Consider the following 13,686-nt stretch of genomic DNA (forward strand, 5'->3'; position numbering starts at 1 on the left):
ATAAAGAAAGCTCAACATTTGTAAGAAGGCAAAATTGGTAAAATTTTTAGGATTCGTTGATTTATCATGAAGAAAGGATCTGCCTCTGTTCATTCCAATAGAGATAAAGCCTGGTATGCTTTTTATGTAAAACCCAGGCACGAAAAGAAAGCTTCTGCTCGTCTGAAAGATCATTATGAAATCTATTGTCCGATCCGTGAACAGCGAGTACGATGGAGCGACAGGTGGAAAACCGTGAAGAAACCACTTATTCCGGGATACCTTTTTGCAAATGTTAATGAAAAATCCCGCATACAAATTTTAAACGATCCATCGATATTTCGAACAGTCTGCTGGAAGGGCAAACCAGCAAAAATTCGGCAGGATGAGATTGACACCATGAAAAAGATAACCGGACATCCTGATGTTGTGGATCTTTCTTTAGAACCATTTCAGCCCGGTGACTGGGTAACCATTAAAGGTGGAGAACTGGTTGACCTGGATGGCACCATTGTTAGAGTGAAGGGCGGTAAGGCCAAGCTTCGTTTAGATTCTTTGCATAGTAATCTTACGTTCACGGTAGATCAAAGACTTTTACAGGCAGTCTGATACATTTTTTGAACGAATTTAACGGTTGAGAATACCCATTTAATACTTCTTATTTTTGAGTTGAAATGGGACTCAGGCTGGCGAAGCCGTATCCGGTTGAGTCTGTCATGTTTGAATTTTTAACCGTACCTGTTTAGTGCGTACAGAGAACCGGACAGAGCTTGATCCCGACAGGCTTGTCGGGACACTCTCAGGTCGCTAAACACGTACTTTTAAACTGAGTTCGATGTAATGACGTTTAAACGATGAATACGATACATTGAAGATAACCCAAAACCGTCGGTAAGTCGAAATGTGTTTTCGTTTCTGTTCCCTCAAAAGAAGATTGATACTGCCAGATAGTGTTACAACCTTTAAAAAACTATGTCCGGCAGGTAACCACAAAAACACGAAATCACAAAATATTTAATGTTTTCGTTCTTACATAAGTGATCAGGTTTACATTTATTAACGTCACGGCGTTAAATCACATAGAAATCAGAAGAAAATTTAATTGTGAGAAGTTTTTCTTTCAATGTGATTATCTTATTTTAGTTATTCAATCCATCTGGTTTTATTGCTCTAAGAGGGCTTTGAAATACCGGATCGACTTTAATAGAACGTCAGTTTGAGCGCCCCATTGGAATCCCTTACGGGACAATGATGAGGTGCGATGAATGAAGTCGAAAACAAATGATTGCTTCTGCAAAGCCCTCTCTAACAAATCAGACAGGTTATCTAAAAAATATCAAGTATTCTAACACGTAATTTTGATGAACGAAGAGAATCTTGACAATCCATACGCTTCCAATGGGAACGCGTCCAAAAACGGCCGGCCGTATAACGGTGCTGAACATTATTCAGGAGAGAACATTCCAAACAGCACGCAAGAAAAAGAAGAGATCGATCTGAAGCATCTGATTGCCACTGCCATTCGTTATAAATGGTGGGTCATTTCAATAACATTTGTTTGTACTGCTGTCGCCTTTTTTTATGCACGTTCACTCGATCCTGTTTATACCAGCAGCGGTACAATTGTCATTGAGGAGCAGAGAAATACATATACATACAGAAACTCGGATATCTCGAGCATTGTTTCCAACTCCTTTGGCGTGGGATCGGGAAGCCGGCTTGTGAACGAAATACAGGTTTTTAAATCCAGGAGGCTGGCCGGTGAAATAGCCCGTAAAGTTCTCGAGGAAGAAACAATGGTTACCGGCGAGCAGTTCCCAATTACCTGGTACTCTTACCCGGAAGATTCCACGATGGTAGGCCGGGAAGTACTTACGCGGCGAATTCAAAACAGGATGCAGGTTCAGCGGGTGGATATGGATACAGATATTATCCGGGTTAGCTATAACAGTATCTCACCCCATGAGGCGGAATACCTGGTAAATACTACACTCGATACCTATACTGAAGTATCAGCAAATCAGCGGCGAATGGCCGCAAACTCGGCATTAGATTTCCTGGAGGAGGAACAGCAGGAAGCGAAACAGCAGCTGGAAAACTCTGAAGAAAATTTGAGAGAGTATATGAGCCGAACCAACCTGATTGAGGTGGACGGACAGACTAACGCTGTAATTAACCGCATAGCTGAACTTGAATCGCAGCTTCAGCAGGTGCAGGTAGAAAGGGTTTCTATAAACTCATCCATTGACGCCTATGAAAATCAGTTGGATCAGATTCGGCCCGGGCTTGCAGAGCAGTTTGCCGACAATGTGAGCTCAACGATGGAGCGAAGACAGTTCCGCCTTGCCGAACTGGAAACGGAGAGAGACCTGATATTACAGCGAAACCCGGCTCTGCGTAATAATCCTGAACAGGAACCGCAGCTTGTGCAGCTTAACGAAGAGATTAAAGCACTAAAAAATGATATCAACCAGCTTGCCGCTGAACTGATTGGGGACGAATCGGATGTGTTTATCGGATTTTTAAACAGTGAAGACGGCGGAATTACAAACCGTATCATTGATCTGAGACAGCAACTGATTGAGCTGAGAATTCAGGAATCTCAACTGAATGCCAAAGAAAACGTTCTGAACGAGCGACTGGAAGAGGAGAATGAGTTTTTCGATAATCTTCCCGAAAATATGATTGATCTTGCCCGACTTCGCAGAGACAACCAGGTGAATGAGCGGCTCTACACTACAATTTCGGAGAATTTTACACAGACGCAGCTCTGGAAACAAACACAATTTGGAGCCGGCCGGCCGCTGGATTACGGCATTGTACCCGATGCACCCTCGGGGCCAAACCGAACCCGGTACATTATGATCGGTTTTCTTTTGGGTGGTATGTTGAGTGTGGGTTTTGTGTTTGTACGTGAAAACCTGAATCACAGGATAGACGGGACGGAAAAAATTCGAAAAATGGGATACCCGCTGCTGGCTGTTATCCCCGACATCAAAGAACATGTTTCTGAACGGTTCAGTAAAAAACAATTTATAACTCTTGAAAACCGGAAAATATCCACCTCCTGGACGGCTATTATTGATACGATTAACCCGATAGCGGAATCATACAGAAGGCTGCATAATAACATTATCTACTCCGACCCGGACCAGACATTTAATACTATTGTTATTACGAGTTCAAAGAAGGGAGAGGGTAAAACCACGATCGCCATCAATCTTGCGGTGACGCTTGCAGAATCGGGTAAAAAAGTATTGGTGATTGACTGCGACCTGCGAAGGCCCAATGTGCATAAATTTACGGGGGAAGACAGAGAACCCGGTGTTGGAGAACTCTTCTACGACGACGAGAAACTTGAAAATGCCATACGCGCTACCGTTGCGCCCGGCGTGGACGTTCTAACAGCCGGCCGTAAAATTCCAAACCCTTCGGCTGTGATGCAGAGTAAAAAGATGAAAAAGCTCCTTGAAACGGTTCACGGTATGTACGATCACGTGATTATAGATACGCCCCCGTTTGGCGTGATAACAGATGCGGCCCCTGTATTAAAACAGGCTGATACGGTTGTTTTGATTTCAAAGTTCAATATCACGCAAACCAACGAGCTGAACCATACCATTGAAAACCTGGAGCGGATTCGGGCAAACATTGCCGGAACGGTCATTACCGCTTTTGATCATAAAGAAAGCGCCGACTACTACTATTCGGGGAAATACTCCTTACTACAACAGCTACAAAGCCTACGAAGAATACCAGGAAAAGAGTTAGATTTTGTCAGTTGCAGTTAAACAGTTGACAAAAAAATAGAAAACAAAATAACATTTATCCGCAATCCGCAATCCGCAACCAGAACTCTGAACCCGAAAAAAACGGCACATACTTTTTCGTGAATAATTTGGGTTAATACCAGGAAGGAAGATATTTTTTTGAAATATTTTTCCTTACATTTTTACAATTCAATACTCTAAACCCATTTTTTATGGAATTGACGATCAACAAAAAACGGATGCTAAAGGCTATTGATGAGCTGCCAGAGGATGCAACCATTGAGGAAGGAATAGAGAGACTGGTATTTTTACATAAAATTCAGAAAGGATTAAGAGAAAAAGGGGGCAAAACACAAGCTCAGATCGAAGAACACTTTCGCCAGCGAAGGGAAAGCCGAAAAAAATAACGTATGCAAGTCGTCTGGACACCTCAGGCAGAAAAAGATCTGGAGGCGATTGAAGATTATTTTTTAAAAGTTGCTCCTGACTTTACAGAAATTATTGTTGATGAAATACAATCCAGGGTTAAACAATTAGAAAATTTCCCTCAGATTGGCCGAATGGTTCCGGACATATACGATCACAACATCCGGGAAATTTTATACAGAAATTATCGCATAGTTTATTATCTGCCGGAAACAGAAACAGATCCAATTGAAATTATAACTGTTTTTCATTCATCAAAGCAGTTTGGGGAAATATGAAAGAATCCAAATGGCTGAAGAAGAGGACAAAAGAAAGTTAACAGTTGACAATAAACAAGTATCAAATAACATTTATCAGCAATCAGCAATCAGCAATCAGCAATCAGCAATCAGCAATCAGCAACCAGTTGTCACAAACCACAAACCCCAAACCCCAACCACAAACCTTCACCTGAAACCTGCATCTTGAATCCTGAACCCTGCATCATGCAAAAGAATTTCCTATCCATCCTCTTCATCTCTCTTCTCATTTTTTCTTTTAAAACCGAAACTGTTCAGTCTCAAAATTTAGGCCGGGCGATGTTCCAAATGGCGGAGGGATTTGTGCGAATTGCCGAACCGGGACAGTTGGCGGATACAGTAACCGTTTGGGGGGATATCAGTTCAGCAGGTCGGTATATCATTCCGCGTGGAACCAAACCTCATGAATTGATTTCGTATGCGAGGGGGCCGCAGACGAGAATGTCTGGCGGCGGGCAGGAAGTGGCACTCGACTGGAGTAAGCTTCGGCTTGAGCTTAGTATCTCTACATATCATCCTGAAAGAGGGAGGACCGTTCAGAGTTACGAATTTCGATACAGCGATCCCTATCCGGCAGAGCTCAGGAACTACAGGCTTCAGAATGACCAAATTGTAAGTTTGCAGGTCAAACGCCGCCCGGGACTTACAGACTATCTGCGTGTGTTAGGACCGGTTCTTTCGGTAACCACAACTACAATATTGTTGATAGACCGGCTGCAGAATTAGAGGTGGAGTAGGCAGTAAGCAGTTGACAATTAACAGTAGGCAGTAAGACAGTTGGCAATAAGGACAAGTAACAAATTGTCAATTCAGGGATTGACAGTATGAATGATTGCCCTTGGGCAATCCTACTCCGAAGGGGTATAAAATCAATAGCCTCAACTACGCCATCCACTATACAAAGGCTTTGTAGATCAGGAAGTCTTCGTTGATCATGAGTTCAAGGATTGAGGATTGAGGATTGAGGATTGAGGATTGAGGATTGAGGATTGAGGATTGAGGATTGAGGATTGAGGATTGAGATTTGAGATTTGAGATTTGAGATTTGAGATTTGAGATTTTGTATATTGATTGCCCTTGGGCAATCCAAACCCCGAAGGGGTGTCAGTCAGTAGCCCACGGCAAAAAACAAGCGAAGCAACGTTTTGCAGCCGTGGGACAGAGACTACAAGGAACGTTGATAGGGTTGTTGCCGGAAACAATGAGATTCTTCACTACGGCTCGCAGTGGCTCGTCTCCGTTCTGAATGACAAAATGAGTGGTTTGAATCGGCGGGCACGGCGTACTGATGTTGAATACGGTTTTGTCTTGCCCGCCGGGTTGGGCTGGGAAAATATGAGAGCTTCAGGCTGGCGTTCTGAAGGGGCCTTGGGAACGAGTAACGTTATATGATGAATGAAATGTAAAGAGATTATATACAGCGAACATGCGATTACACAGATGTTTGCGCGTACTATAAAAAAACCAGATGTGGAGATCGTTATAGATACAGGTGAAGAAATTGAAACATATCCCGATGACCGGCCTTTACCCAGTAAATTATTACTTGGTTTTGTCGGTGAGAGGCCTATCCATATTGTTGTTGCGTATGATGAAAATGAAAAAGATGTATTTTAATAACTGCTTATGAACCTGATCTTGAGATTTGGGATTCTGATTTCAAAAAACGGAGGAGAAAATGAACTGTGTAATTTGTAAAAACGGAACGACCAGCGAAGGTTTGGTTACGGTAACCCTTCAGCGCGGATCCAGTATCATCATTATCAAAAGTGTACCAGCCCAGGTTTGTGACAACTGTGGTGAGTATTATTTGAGTGATGAGGTTGCAGAATCTGTTTTGCGGATTGCAGAAAAAGCTACAGAGAACAATCCGGAAGTTGAAATCCTGCAGTATGCTGCGTGAACACCGAGTTTCGTTGGTTTCGTCCTACCCGCCGGGTTGGGAGGACCCACCCCTTGGTCCCTGACATTACCCATAAAATCTCAATTTTTGAGATGATATCTTTATCAAGGTTTATTGGAAAGGTTGAATATCATTCATAATAATAGGCTATCAACCGTAACGTTCACCTTGTTCATTTTGTCTTGAAACAAAAGAACCAAAAATTCAAGGCGGTGAAAGAATTGGCGGCGGTCACTGAATCTCTGCTACCTTTTATCAATGGTCCACCGCGTTTATAGCTTGTTAACATCGTTAAGAGCCGGTATGATAAAAGGTCTCCGCAGATCTTCAGGCTCCCTCAATCCGCCAATTCTTTCGAGGCCGGAGTTGTTCTGACCCTAAAATAAATCAACTCTAAAACGGCAATGAATAGATGTTGAAGCACCTATTATTCTTCTTTCAAAAAGCGTATTGCAAATCTATTTTTAAAATGATAAACAGATATTTTTCGAAAATATACCTAACAGCTTTAAGTCAATCATTACCAATACTTTACATAGACTAAATTAGTCATATTTGAAATTACATGGGTAATGTCAGCCCTTGGTCCCCTCCCTATGCCGAAAAAGAACGGCACAAGGAGGGGAGAATCATGGATTGCCCGGGCAATCCAACCCTGAAGGGGGTGTAAAGTGAATAGCCCGCGGCAAAAAACAAGCACAGCGTCGTTTTGTAGCCGTGGGAAAAAGACACCCCAAACCCAGATGCCCCGAGGCGGGAAACGTAAATTGATAATGATGAATATTTTCGAGGGGCTGCGCAGGGGTTTAATGTCTAAGGTTTAACGTTCAAGGTTGACAAATACAGAACTTTAAACTTTAGACTTGAAACCTTAAACCCCTGACTTGGTGAGAAGTTTTTATCAAAACTCAATTATTTTTACCCAATATATTTTTGAATTTATTTGTTATCATAGAAGCAGGTATTATTTCAAAAAAATAAAAGAGTTATGGCCACTGACACTGTTCATCCATATATCATGAAAGATGAGAATGTTGCGCGGGGAAAACCTGTCGTTACAGGAACCCGAACCCGAGTTATAAATATTGCAGCTTATTATAAATTGGGATATTCCCCGGAAGAGCTGGCCCGGGAATTTCCACATCTTTCCTTGGCACAGATCTATGATGTATTGTCGTATTATCACGAGAATGCGGATGAAATTGATAGAGAAATCGAAAATGAAAAAGAGGAAAACTTAATCAGTACTCATATTCAATAATGCGAGTCAGATTATATCTTGATGAAGACGTTCCTTTATCATTTTCGGAGGCTTTGGCTAACCGGGGAGTGGATGTTTTAACTACGCAAAAGAGCGGCAATAAAGGGAATTCTGATCAGGATCAATTGAGTTTTGCAATAGCTGGGAAGAGAGTTCTTTTTACCCATAATAAAGTGGATTTTATAAAACTTCACGATCATTATTCAAAAAACAATCGCACACACTACGGAATGATTGTATCCGACCAAATACCGATTGGAATGCTTCTGAGAAGGACGATGAAACTTTGGTTTTCTATGGATGCTGCGCATGGGTTCAACGTCTAATGTTTAAGGTTCAAGGTTGACTACAACAGTACACAGTTGACAATAAACAGTTGACAAAATATGATTTATCAGCAATCAGGTATCAGCAAACAGTTGACAGTAGGCAATTGGCCCCGAAGGGTCGGGACTGCGAAAAGCGCGCAGCAGTTGACAAACGGTTAACAGTATGCAATTGACAATAAGCAAGTAACTAAATAATGTTTATCCACAATCCACAATTCAAAAACCCCAGAACTTTAAACCTTAGACCTGAAACCTTAAACCCACTGCGAGGGGCTGCGCAGGGGTTTGATGTCTAAAGTTCAAGGTTTAACGTTCAAGGTTGAACATGAAACATTAAACTTTGAACCTGAATCGATGAGATGCCTCACATTCGTTCGGGATGACAGGGCTGGGGTTAAAACGGCGGGCACAACGTACTGATGTTGAATACGGTTTTGTCTTGCCCGCCGGGAAAATGTTTTTGGCTGATTCATAACAAAAAAGAAGCGGTCAACTTCGCCGAGGCTTCGATGACTGTAGAGCTTCAGACTGGCGTTCCGCCCCGGAGGGATGGCGATGCCAAAGGAGGACAACTACGCTAAAAGATTCTATTACCGTGAATCTTTAGGACGAGTAAAAAAATACTCATTACGTAATGAAAAAATTCATTTCAAATGCCGCACTACAAGGCCGTATTATTTGGAAGCGACATGCGTTGCAAAGAATGATGGAACGAAATATTTCCAGAAGTGATGTAAAGAAAGTACTTATAAATGGTAAAATAATTGAGCATTATTCAACAGATCATCCATTTCCGAGTGTGCTAATGTTTGATTATTTGAAGAATGATGAACCACTTCATGTTGTTGCGGCATTAGATAAGCAGGCAGATAGGTGCTATATTATCACTGCATATAAACCAGACCTCCGGCATTTCAAAGAAGACTTTAAAACCAGAAGATGATGAAAAAAGATAAACAGACAGATCTTTGTGCCACTTGTGGTTCCCAGATGGAACAAGGTAAAACTACATTTACGGTTGATTATGGTTCCGGTGTGGTGGTTGTGCGTAATGTACCGGCTATGATTTGTACCCATTGCGGAAGTGAGTGGATCGATGACCAGCAAGCCGAAAAAATTGAGAAAATTGTGGATGAAGCAAAATCCCAAAAACGAGAACTGGAAGTGATGTCGCTTTCTGCATAAGTGTATTGTTTTGTACCGTTCACGGTTTGGGAGGACCCACCCCTTAGTCCCCTGACATTACCCATAAAATCTCAATTTTTGAGATGATATCTTTATCAAGGTTTATTGGAAAGGTTGAATATCATTCATAATAATAGGCTATCAACCGTAACGTTCACCTTGTTCATTTTGACGCTTCGAGACAAAAGAACCAAAAATTCAAGGCGGTGAAACAATTGGCGGCGGTCACTGAATCTCTGCTACCTTTTATCAATGGTCCACCGCGTTTATAGCTTGTTAACATCGTTAAGAGCCGGTATGATAAAAGGTCTCCGCAGATCTTCAGGCTCCCTCAATCCGCCAATTCTTTCGAGGCCGGAGTTGTTCTGACCCTAAAATAAATCAACTCTAAAACAGCAATGAATGGATGTTGAAATACCTATTATTCATCTTTCAAAAAGCGTATTGCAAATCTATTTTTAAAATGATAAACAGATATTTTTCGAAAATATACCTAACAGCTTTAAGTCAATCATTACCAATACTTTACATAGACTAAATTAGTCATATTTGAAATTACATGGGTAATGTCAGCCTTAGTCCCCTCCCTATCCCCGACACAAAAATACGTGCCGGGGACAAGGAGGGGAGAATCATCGATTGTCTCTTGGACAATCTGAACCTGCTACATTTCAGTGGACACTAAGTTAAGGTATATTGTGGTGTTCAAATAATTAAAGAAGTAATGGGTAAAAAGAAAACACGAAAAAGTTATAGTAAGCAGTACAAACTGGATGTGATCCAACAGAGTTATCTACGAGATAATATCAGTGAACTGGCCTCAGAGCTGGGATTACGTCCTGCCCTGATTTACAAATGGAGAGCTGCCTATGGCGGGGGATCCCCGAATGCGTTTCCAGGAAAGGGTGTGGAGAAGCTATCCGCTGAACAAGCCGAACTACAGCGAATCAAAGCAGAGAATGCCGAGCTTCGCATGGAACGCGATATTTTAAAAAAGGCCATTGGCATCTTCGGCAAGACAAATGGATAATCTTTGAGTTTATGGCAGATCACGCACACAACTTTTCCATTACGAAGATGTCGCAGGTATTTCAAGTAAGCCGAAGTGGCTACTACAGCTGGCTGGGGCGTAGCCCCTCCAGGCGAGCTGCTGAGAACGGGCGGCTACGCAAGCAGATCCGGCGGATATGGAAGTCCTCAAAGCGAAAGTACGGCTCCCCGCGTATTCATCGGCAGCTGGTCGCTGAAGGCTGGACCGTTTCCCGGCAGCGTATTGCCCGGCTAATGAGAAAGATGGGTATTGCCAGCAACATCCGTAAAAAATGGGTTAAAACCACCGATTCCAATCACCGCTGGCCAGTGGCAGCTAACCTGTTGGATCGAAATTTTACTCCTGATGGATTGTCACAGGTGTGGGTGAGTGATATTACCTATATCCCTACTCGGCAGGGTTGGTTGTATTTAACCACGGTGATGGATCTTGGTGATCGTCAGATCCTTGGATGGTCCCTGAGTGATGGGATGAGCGCCCGGCAAACCAGCATGGCCGCTTTTAAGCAGGCTGTGGTACGGCGCAAACCCAAAAAAGATATGCTCTATCATTCCGACCAGGGAGTTCAGTACGCCTGTGAAGATTTTACGAAGATGTTGAGCAAATACAGCATCACGCAAAGTATGAGCCGAAAAGGGAACTGTTGGGATAATGCCCCGGCGGAAAGCTTTTTTAAAACACTCAAATACGAACTGGACATGCCCGATCGCTACGAGAGCTATCAGCAGGCCAGAACAGCTATTTTTGAGTTTATTGAGATCTGGTACAATAGAAAACGACTGCACTCGGCACTTAACTATCAAAGCCCGGTACAGGCTGAACAAAAACTAAAACACAAACAAGCTGCATGAGTCTCTTAACTAACTGTCCACTTTTTTGTAGCAATCTTACCCCGAAGGGGTGGTCAGTCAGTAGCCCGCGGCAAAAACACGAGCGTTGCGATGTGTTTGCAGCCGTGGGACAGAGACGCCCACACCACCAGATGCCCCGAGGCTGGAAACGTGAATTGATAATGACAAATGAATTCGAGGGGCTGCGTATTGGTTCAATGTCTAACGTTTAAGGTTCAAGGTTGACCAAAATACAGAACTTTAAACCTTAGACCTGAAACCTGAAACCTTAAACCTATTGAGAGGCTGCATTGACAAACGTTGACAGGATTCTTCCCTGAATCGCGGAGATCCCTCACATCCGTTCGGGATGACAGGGACGGGGGTTGGATTCGGCGGGCACAACGTTCTGATGTTGAACCCGGTTTCGACCCGCCCGCCGGGAAGATGTTTAAGGTCTAAAGTTCAAGGTTTAAGGTTTGAAAAATTTAAAACTTAAACCTTACCCGCAGTTGAGATCTCCACACCGTTGTTCAGGGATGGGCGGTACCAACGGCAGGGAATCACTGGCACGTTTGGAGATTCCGGCTCGGAGGCCGGAATGAGAAACTTCTTAGATCTAAAATCTGCATTCAAAACTCTTCATTCATGTCTACCCCAACTCCGGGTTTGCTCCGTACCAACTCCGCAAAATTAGAGAGTTGGTCCATCTTTGATGGATCGTTGTTTAAGTTCGATGCTCATATAAGATTAGATCCCTGTGCATGTACATTATTTAGGCATTTCCTTAAAAGTAATTATAACAGAAGAGACAGGAGCCGCTATAAGAATTTAACTGATAGCAGTTGAACAGCTTACTTCATCAATAGCTCTGGAAGAAACCGGCAAAAACCGGAATGAAGTGGAAAGAACCGGAGATCGGCCTCTGCAGAGTTTGCGGGGCTTGTTTTTGATTTTAGATTGGCCGCTGAACTCACGGGAGCAGGGTGTTAACTCATCCGGTTTTCGTGTAACCCTTTAATTCAAACCATATATATTATGGCTAAACTTAGTTCTGGTATCCTGGGAGGAATCTCAGGCACAGTAGGAAATGTAGTCGGTGGACGCTGGCGCGGAATCGACTACATACGATCGAAACCGGCAACGGTGAATAATCCAAACACGGTAGCGCAGAAAACCCAACGGCTTAAATTTAAGCTGGTAGGGCAATTTCTGAAAAGTATCCGCCCGTTTGTAAATATTGGCTTCAAGAATTCGGCCAATAAGCGAACGGCGATGAATGCTGCAATGTCAGTCAACCTTAAGCAAGCCATCACAGGCGACTACCCGGACCTGGGAATCGCCCCAGAACAGGTAGAGGTTGCCACCGGTGATCTCTATGGTGCGGATACGTTTGACATGGATTTGTCAACTGCTGGATCGGTAACGATCACGTGGAGTAATAATGCCGGTATCGGCAGGGCTGCCAATACCGATGCAGCGATGATTCTCCTGTACAACACAGATACAGGAGCGGTTACCTATAACCTTCACGGGGCTTCTCGTGAAGATGGAACCCTGGAACTCACCATTCCCAGCGGATGGAGTGGGGCAAACATTGCCGGTTACCTGGCCTTTCGGTCGGAGACGAACCGCGATGTTTCCAATGGGATCTTTATCGGGGAGGATACCGCTGCCTGATCGATATCGATATCTTTATTCTGATTTCGATTTCGACAACAGGTAAAGGCGGCTTCAGTTAATTCTGAAGCCGTTTTTTTTATCTTATTCATTTCTATTTACGTGCCAAACATCATTCAGAATCGTTGATTTGTCGCGGTTGGGACCAACGGAATTGGTCCCCCTTGGTCCCTGACATTACCCATAAAATCTCACTTTTTGAGATGATATCTTTATCAAGGTTTATTGGAAAGGTTGAGAATCATTCATAAAAATAAGTTATCAACCTTAACGGTCACCTTGTTCATCCCGACGCTTCGGGACGAACCAAAAATTCAAGGCGGCGAAACAATTGGCGGCGGTCACTGAATCTCTGCTACCTTTTATCAATGGTCCACCGCGTTTATCGCTTGTTAACATCGTTAAGAGCCGGTATGATAAAAGGTCCCCGCAGATCTTCAGGCTCCCTCAATCCGCCAATTCTTTCGAGGCCGGACTTGTTTAACACTAAAATAAATGTCAACTTTATACGGCAATAAACAGATATTGAAGTACCTATTATTCCTCTTTCAAAAAAGCTTACTGTGCATCTCTTTTCAAAATATTAAACGGATATTTTGTTAAAAAAACCATAACAGTTTTAAGTCAAACATTACCAATATTTTAAGTAGCATGAATTGGTCATATAAAAAATTACATGGGTAATGTCAGCCCTTGGTCCCCTTCCGTCAGTGGACGGATAAAATGAATGTAGACAGAGCTGTTCCCTGAATCGACGAGATCCCTCGGTTCCGCCTCGAAAAACACTCGGCTTCACTCCCCGATAAAAAACATCGGGGCAGGCGGGATGACAGGGCGGGGGTTGGATTCGGCGGGCACAACGTACTGATGTTGAGCATTGTTTTGTCTTGCCCGCCGTGATACGTTTTTTGATTGATTCATACCAAATAAGAAGCTGAGCTTCAGGCTACCGTTTCGAAGGAAGATCTTCGGA

Annotated in this window: 16 protein-coding genes; all 16 read left to right on the top strand. The window is 43.1% G+C overall.

The window, feature by feature from the left end; all coding sequences use genetic code 11:
- Positions 1-66 precede the first annotated feature (66 nt).
- The gene (locus U5K72_14395) at positions 67-588 is read left to right on the top strand and encodes a UpxY family transcription antiterminator (GenBank protein MDZ7720003.1); all 522 of its coding nucleotides are present in this window, start codon (positions 67-69) and stop codon (positions 586-588) included.
- Between the two features lie 752 nt (positions 589-1,340).
- Positions 1,341-3,770 carry a polysaccharide biosynthesis tyrosine autokinase gene (locus tag U5K72_14400; protein ID MDZ7720004.1) on the top strand — a complete coding sequence of 810 codons (2,430 nt, stop codon included), beginning with the start codon at positions 1,341-1,343 and terminating at the stop codon, positions 3,768-3,770.
- 191 nt (positions 3,771-3,961) lie between these two features.
- The gene (locus tag U5K72_14405; GenBank protein MDZ7720005.1) at positions 3,962-4,156 is read left to right on the top strand and encodes a hypothetical protein; all 195 of its coding nucleotides are present in this window, start codon (positions 3,962-3,964) and stop codon (positions 4,154-4,156) included.
- A gap of 3 nt (positions 4,157-4,159) precedes the next feature.
- Positions 4,160-4,453: a type II toxin-antitoxin system RelE/ParE family toxin gene (locus tag U5K72_14410; GenBank protein ID MDZ7720006.1), complete on the top strand. Its 294-nt coding sequence runs from the start codon at positions 4,160-4,162 to the stop codon at positions 4,451-4,453.
- A 10-nt stretch (positions 4,454-4,463) separates the two neighbouring features.
- On the top strand, positions 4,464-4,643 hold the full coding sequence (locus U5K72_14415) for a hypothetical protein (protein MDZ7720007.1): 180 nt from the start codon (positions 4,464-4,466) through the stop codon (positions 4,641-4,643).
- Positions 4,644-4,660: 17 nt separating this feature from the next.
- Entirely contained in the window at positions 4,661-5,200 is a 540-nt protein-coding gene (locus U5K72_14420; protein MDZ7720008.1) for a hypothetical protein, read from the top strand.
- A 375-nt stretch (positions 5,201-5,575) separates the two neighbouring features.
- The gene (locus U5K72_14425) at positions 5,576-5,866 is read left to right on the top strand and encodes a hypothetical protein (protein ID MDZ7720009.1); all 291 of its coding nucleotides are present in this window, start codon (positions 5,576-5,578) and stop codon (positions 5,864-5,866) included.
- 3 nt (positions 5,867-5,869) lie between these two features.
- Positions 5,870-6,091: a DUF4258 domain-containing protein gene (locus U5K72_14430; GenBank protein MDZ7720010.1), complete on the top strand. Its 222-nt coding sequence runs from the start codon at positions 5,870-5,872 to the stop codon at positions 6,089-6,091.
- Between the two features lie 61 nt (positions 6,092-6,152).
- A complete protein-coding gene (locus tag U5K72_14435; GenBank protein ID MDZ7720011.1) occupies positions 6,153-6,377 on the top strand; it encodes a type II toxin-antitoxin system MqsA family antitoxin in 225 nt (74 codons plus the stop codon).
- Between the two features lie 988 nt (positions 6,378-7,365).
- Positions 7,366-7,638, top strand: coding sequence for a DUF433 domain-containing protein (locus tag U5K72_14440; protein ID MDZ7720012.1), 273 nt, complete (start codon positions 7,366-7,368; stop codon positions 7,636-7,638).
- Positions 7,638-7,964, top strand: a complete 327-nt coding sequence (locus U5K72_14445) for a DUF5615 family PIN-like protein (protein MDZ7720013.1) — start codon at positions 7,638-7,640, stop codon at positions 7,962-7,964. Before U5K72_14440 ends, U5K72_14445 begins: the two co-directional genes overlap by 1 nt.
- 637 nt (positions 7,965-8,601) lie before the next feature.
- Positions 8,602-8,910 carry a DUF4258 domain-containing protein gene (locus tag U5K72_14450; GenBank protein MDZ7720014.1) on the top strand — a complete coding sequence of 103 codons (309 nt, stop codon included), beginning with the start codon at positions 8,602-8,604 and terminating at the stop codon, positions 8,908-8,910.
- Positions 8,907-9,152, top strand: a complete 246-nt coding sequence (locus tag U5K72_14455) for a type II toxin-antitoxin system MqsA family antitoxin (GenBank protein MDZ7720015.1) — start codon at positions 8,907-8,909, stop codon at positions 9,150-9,152. The genes U5K72_14450 and U5K72_14455 overlap by 4 nt, the downstream gene beginning before the upstream one ends.
- Positions 9,153-9,876: 724 nt before the next feature.
- A complete protein-coding gene (locus U5K72_14460; GenBank protein ID MDZ7720016.1) occupies positions 9,877-10,182 on the top strand; it encodes a transposase in 306 nt (101 codons plus the stop codon).
- Positions 10,183-10,193: 11 nt separating this feature from the next.
- Positions 10,194-11,054: an IS3 family transposase gene (locus U5K72_14465; protein ID MDZ7720017.1), complete on the top strand. Its 861-nt coding sequence runs from the start codon at positions 10,194-10,196 to the stop codon at positions 11,052-11,054.
- A 1,017-nt stretch (positions 11,055-12,071) separates the two neighbouring features.
- The gene (locus tag U5K72_14470; GenBank protein ID MDZ7720018.1) at positions 12,072-12,713 is read left to right on the top strand and encodes a DUF6266 family protein; all 642 of its coding nucleotides are present in this window, start codon (positions 12,072-12,074) and stop codon (positions 12,711-12,713) included.
- Positions 12,714-13,686: the final 973 nt, after the last annotated feature.

It is taken from the genome of Balneolaceae bacterium (assembly GCA_034521495.1).
In the GTDB taxonomy this organism is placed as follows: domain Bacteria; phylum Bacteroidota; class Rhodothermia; order Balneolales; family Balneolaceae; genus Rhodohalobacter.